The organism is Microbacterium sp. B24 (assembly GCF_000333415.1).
Taxonomy (GTDB): domain Bacteria; phylum Actinomycetota; class Actinomycetes; order Actinomycetales; family Microbacteriaceae; genus Microbacterium.
In genome coordinates this window covers 1-4911 of the sequence record NZ_BADB01000213.1, presented here as the reverse complement: position 1 = coordinate 4911, position 4911 = coordinate 1, and the positions used below count along the sequence as shown (strand labels likewise).

Annotated in this window: 4 protein-coding genes; 3 read left to right on the top strand and 1 reads right to left on the bottom strand. The window is 68.2% G+C overall.

Annotated elements, in window-relative coordinates:
- Positions 1 to 1057, bottom strand: a 1057-nt coding sequence (locus tag I5I_RS05545; protein WP_036317460.1) for a sugar ABC transporter substrate-binding protein, incomplete at its 3' end; no start/stop codon positions are given.
- A 233-nt stretch (positions 1058 to 1290) separates the two neighbouring features.
- Between I5I_RS05545 and I5I_RS05540 the strand changes: the two genes are divergently transcribed.
- The 3 genes from I5I_RS05540 to I5I_RS05530 all read left to right on the top strand — a co-directional run.
- The gene (locus I5I_RS05540; protein WP_036317459.1) at positions 1291 to 2304 is read left to right on the top strand and encodes a LacI family DNA-binding transcriptional regulator; all 1014 of its coding nucleotides are present in this window, start codon (positions 1291 to 1293) and stop codon (positions 2302 to 2304) included.
- Positions 2305 to 2378: 74 nt separating this feature from the next.
- Entirely contained in the window at positions 2379 to 3944 is a 1566-nt protein-coding gene (gene metG / locus I5I_RS05535; RefSeq protein WP_036317458.1) for a methionine--tRNA ligase, read from the top strand.
- Between the two features lie 142 nt (positions 3945 to 4086).
- On the top strand, positions 4087 to 4911 hold an 825-nt coding region (locus tag I5I_RS05530; protein ID WP_036317456.1), incomplete at its 3' end, for a TatD family hydrolase.

Sequence of the window (4911 nt, the reverse complement as noted above, 5' to 3'; positions counted from 1 at the left end):
CGAACGCGGCGGTCAGTGCCGGGGGACGCCCGCCGGCCTTGAAGAGAGCCGTCTGCACGTCGGCGGTGGCGATGTAGTTCACGAGGAACTCGTTCGCGATCAGCGCGTTGGCGCTCTTGGCGCTCACGAAGAACGTCTGCACGCCGGCGAAGGGCTGTGCGTCACCGCCGCCCGCCGTCGGAATCGCGTCGACCGCGACGTCGATGCCGGCCTTCTGGGCGTCGGCGACGTTCCACGGGCCGGTGAGGAAGTACGGCGACTTGCCGGCGTTGAAGGCTTCCTTGGCCAGGTCGCCGGAGAGGTTGAGGTTCAGCACCTTGGTGCCGGTGTCTCCCTGCGCGGTGAGCCACGCGGCGAACTTCTGTCCGCCCTCGTCGCCGATCGACAGCTTGCTCGCGTCGTACGAGCCATCGGCATTGCGTCCGAACACCGAGGTGCCGAAGGACGTCTGGAACGGGTACAGGTGGTACGGGTCGGACGCCTGCGGGTCCAGGCCCACGACGAACGGGTACTCCGTGCCGGCGGCGCGGCCCTTCGCGATCATGTCGTCGTAGGTGGCCGGGGTGGAGTCGGCCAGCGCGGTGTTGCGCAGCACGGCGATGTTCTCGATGGCGTACGGAAGGCCGTAGGTCTTGCCGTCGTAGGTGACCGCCTCGATGGCGACCTTCTCGAAGTCGGCCGCCTTGTCGCCCAGTTCGACCGGCGCCACGATTCCGTCCTTGACGAACGCGCCGATCCAGTCGTGCCCGCCGATCGTGATGTCGGGTCCCTTGCCCGTAGGCACCTGTGCGGTGAACTCGTCGCGGATCTTGCCGTAGTCCTTGACGACGAGGTTGACCTTGACGCCCTTCTCCTGCTCGAACTTCTTCGCCACATCCTCGAGCGCTCGCGCACGGTCGGCGTCGACCCACACGGTCAGCTCGCCGCTGGTGGCGGCCTGTGCGTCTCCGCTGGTCGTCGGTTGTGCGGTCGTGCTGCCGGAGCAGCCGGCGAGCGCCAGGATGCCGGACGCCACGAGCAGTCCGAGGGCGACGGCGCCCTTCTTCTTCACCTTCATCGGTGTGCCTCTCTCTGGGATCACAGGGGGAGGGGGGCCGTAGCTCGGCTGCTCCGCCGCCCTGTCGTGATGTCGCACCGGGTGCGAACGCCCTCCATTGTGCGGTCGAAAAGTGCGCGATCACGGGTTCGTTATGGAACTGTGACCGGTTACAGTCCCGGGACTGTGATCGGTTACAGTGAAGGCTGCGGTTGTGGCCGTGTTCGTTGTAGACACCGGTAGAGTCGGCTCTCGTGACACCCAGCGATGTGCCGAAGAAGCCGACCATCCGCGACGTCGCCGCCGCGGCCGGCGTCTCGTACGGAACGGTCTCGCGCGTGCTCAACGGAGGGCACTGGGTGTCGCCCGAAGCCCGCGCCGCCGTCGATGCCGCGATCGTCTCGACGGGCTACACGACCAATCAGGCTGCGCGCAGCCTCGCGACCGGAAAGACCGGCTCGCTCGCCTTCCTTCTCACCGAGTCCCAGCACGTCCTGCTGTCGGATCCGAACATGGCGCTCCTGCTGCGAGGGGCGACCGATGCGGTCTCCGAGCGTGGGATGACCCTCGTGCTCCTGATCGCCGACACCGAGCGCGAACAGGCCAACGCGGCCCGATATGTGCGCGCCGGCCACGTCGACGGCGTCCTGCTCGTCTCCTCTCACGAATCCGATGATCTGCTCGGCTCGTTGGTGAACGCGGGCGTGCCGACCGTGTGCTCCGGCATCCCGCTGTGGGAAGGGCGCACCGTTGCGCACGTCGCCATCGACGAGGTGGGCTCGGCACGCACGATGACGCGGCACCTCATGGATGGCGGGCACCGCCGCATCGCGCTGATCACCGGACCGCTCGACACCCCCAGCGGCCGTTTCCGCCTCGACGGCTTTCGCGACGAACTCGGCGACCGCTTCGACGAGGACCTCGTCGAAGTGGTGCCGTTCACCCGTGAGGCGGGCGCGGAGGCGATGGCTCGACTTCTCGCGCGCGCGCCCGACGTCGATGCGGTGTTCGCGGCAAGCGACCTGCTCGCCGTCGGTGCCGCCCAGACGCTCGCTGCGCAGGGGCGACGCATTCCTCAGGACGTCGCGCTCGCCGGTTTCGACGACTCGGGGCTCGCCGAGGCGCACACGCCGCCGCTGACCACCATCCGCCAGCCCTGGGCCCAGATCAGCGCCACGATGGTCGAGATGGTGCTGGAGGCGATCGCCGGCGGCCATCCGGATGCCGTCGTGCTGCCGACCACGCTCGTCGTCCGCGAAAGCGCCTGAGACGCGCACCGACGCACCGACGGCTCGACGTCACACGCGGGAGCCGGCGCGTCGCCCGGAACTAGACTCGTCGGGTGACATCTGGTCAGTCCTTCTACATCACGACGCCGATCTACTATCCGAGCGACCTGCCGCACATCGGACACGGGTACACGACGGTCGCCGTCGACACGCTCGCGCGCTGGCACCGCCAGGCGGGGGACGACACGTGGATGCTCACGGGCACCGACGAGCACGGGCAGAAGATGCTGCGCGCCGCGGCCGCGAACGGAGTGACTCCGCAGGAGTGGGTCGACAAGCTCGTCACCGAGTCGTGGTTCCCGTTGCTGAAGACCCTCGACGTCGCGAACGACGACTTCATCCGCACCACGCAGCCGCGCCACGAGGAGCGCGTGCAGCAGTTCGTGAAGGCGCTCTACGACCGTGGCTACATCTATGCCGGCGAGTACGAGGCGCTCTACTGCGTGGGCTGTGAGGAGTTCAAGCCGGAGGCGGAGATCGTCGACGGCACCGGTGCGTTCGAGGGGCTCAAGGTCTGCGCGATCCACTCGAAGCCGTTGGAGCTGCTGCAGGAGAAGAACTACTTCTTCAAGCTCAGCGAGTTCCAGGACCGCCTGCTCGAGCTCTACAAGACCGAGCCCGACTTCGTCCGGCCCGAGTCGGCGCGCAACGAGGTCGTCTCGTTCGTGCGTTCGGGGCTGAAGGATCTGTCGATCTCGCGCTCGGCGTTCGACTGGGGCATCACCGTGCCGTGGGACCCGTCACACGTGATCTACGTGTGGGTGGATGCGCTGCTGAACTATGCGACCGCGGTCGGGTACGGCACCGACCCGGACCAGTTCGAGCGACGGTGGCCGGCCTTCCACGTCGTGGGCAAGGACATCCTGCGCTTCCACGCGGTGATCTGGCCCGCGATGCTGATGGCTGCCGGCCTCGACGTGCCCCGCGGTGTCTTCGCGCACGGCTGGCTGTTGGTCGGCGGTGAGAAGATGTCGAAGTCGAAGCTCACCGGCATCGCCCCGACGGAGATCACCGATGTGTTCGGCTCGGACGCCTACCGGTTCTACTTCCTGTCGGCGATCGCGTTCGGCCAGGACGGCTCGTTCTCGTGGGAGGACCTCTCGGCGCGCTACCAGGCGGAGCTCGCGAACGGATTCGGCAACCTCGCGTCGCGGACGACGGCGATGATCGAGAAGTACTTCGAGGGCATCGTGCCGCCGCCCGCCGCGTACACGGAGGGCGATCTCGGCATCCAGAGGATCGTGGCGGATGCCGCGACGGCGGCCGATGCGGCGATGGAGCGCTTCCGTCCGGACGAGGCGATCGCGGCGATCTGGACGATCGTCGACGCGCTCAACGGCTACATCACCGAGAACGCCCCGTGGGCGCTGGCAAAGGACGACGCTCAGCGTGCCCGTCTTGCGACGGTGCTCTACACGGCGGCGGAGGGTCTGCGTGCGCTCGCGGTGCTGCTGAGCCCCGTGATGCCGATCGCCACCGAGAAGCTGTGGGTCGCGCTCGGGCACGTGGGGCGTCTCCGGGATCAGCCGCTGCGCGAGGCCGGGAGCTGGGGAGTCCTTGTGCCCGGCACCAGCGTCAACGGCCTCGAGCCGCTGTTCCCCCGGATCGAGCAGCCCTGACCCGTCCCACCCGTCCCCTCCATCGTGTCCCACTTGCGGGGCGGCATGTCCCTAAAGGTGCTTTGCGCACGTGCTCTCTTCGACAGAGAGTGGGACACGGAGGCGCGGGGGGAACAGTGCGCCGGATCGAAGAAGAGAGGGGATGCCGGTGAGCGACGCCGTTGATCCGTCGACGTACGTCCGCGTGCGCGAGAAGAGTTCACGCGACGTGTCATATCCGCCGGCGCCCGATCCGCTGCCGGTCGCCGTCTACGACAATCACACGCATCTCGAGATCGAGGACGGCGAGGGTCTCCCGCTCGACGAGCAGATGCGTCGGGCCGCAGAGGTGAACGTCGTCGGTGCCGTCCAGGCGGGCGGCGACATCGCGTCGAGCCGGTGGTCGGCGTGGGCCGCGGCATCCCACCCGCGCGTCCTCGCGGCGGTGGCGATACATCCCAACGAAGCACCCGCGTATGCCGAGCAGGGCATGCTCGGCGAGGCCATCGCCGTGATCGACGAACTCGCCGCGCAGCCGCGCGTGCGGGCGATCGGTGAGACGGGGCTCGACTTCTTCCGCACCGACGAGACGGGCCGTCCAGCGCAGTTCGAGAGCTTCGAGGCGCACATCGCGTTGGCGAAGAAGCACCGCATCGCGATGCAGATCCACGACCGCGACGCCCACGACGCCGTTCTCGAAACCCTCGATCGGGTCGGGGCTCCCGAGCGCACGGTGTTCCACTGCTTCTCCGGCGACGCCGACATGGCGCGCATCGCCGCCGACCGCGGCTATTGGCTGAGCTTCGCGGGCAACATCACGTTCAAGAACGCGCAGAACCTGCGCGACGCGCTGGCGGTGACGCCGCGCGAGCGGATCCTCGTCGAGACCGACGCACCGTTCCTCACCCCGACGCCGCTTCGCGTTCGGCCGAATGCGCCGTACCTGGTTCCGGTGACGGTGCGCTTCCTGGCCGAGGAGCTGCGGATG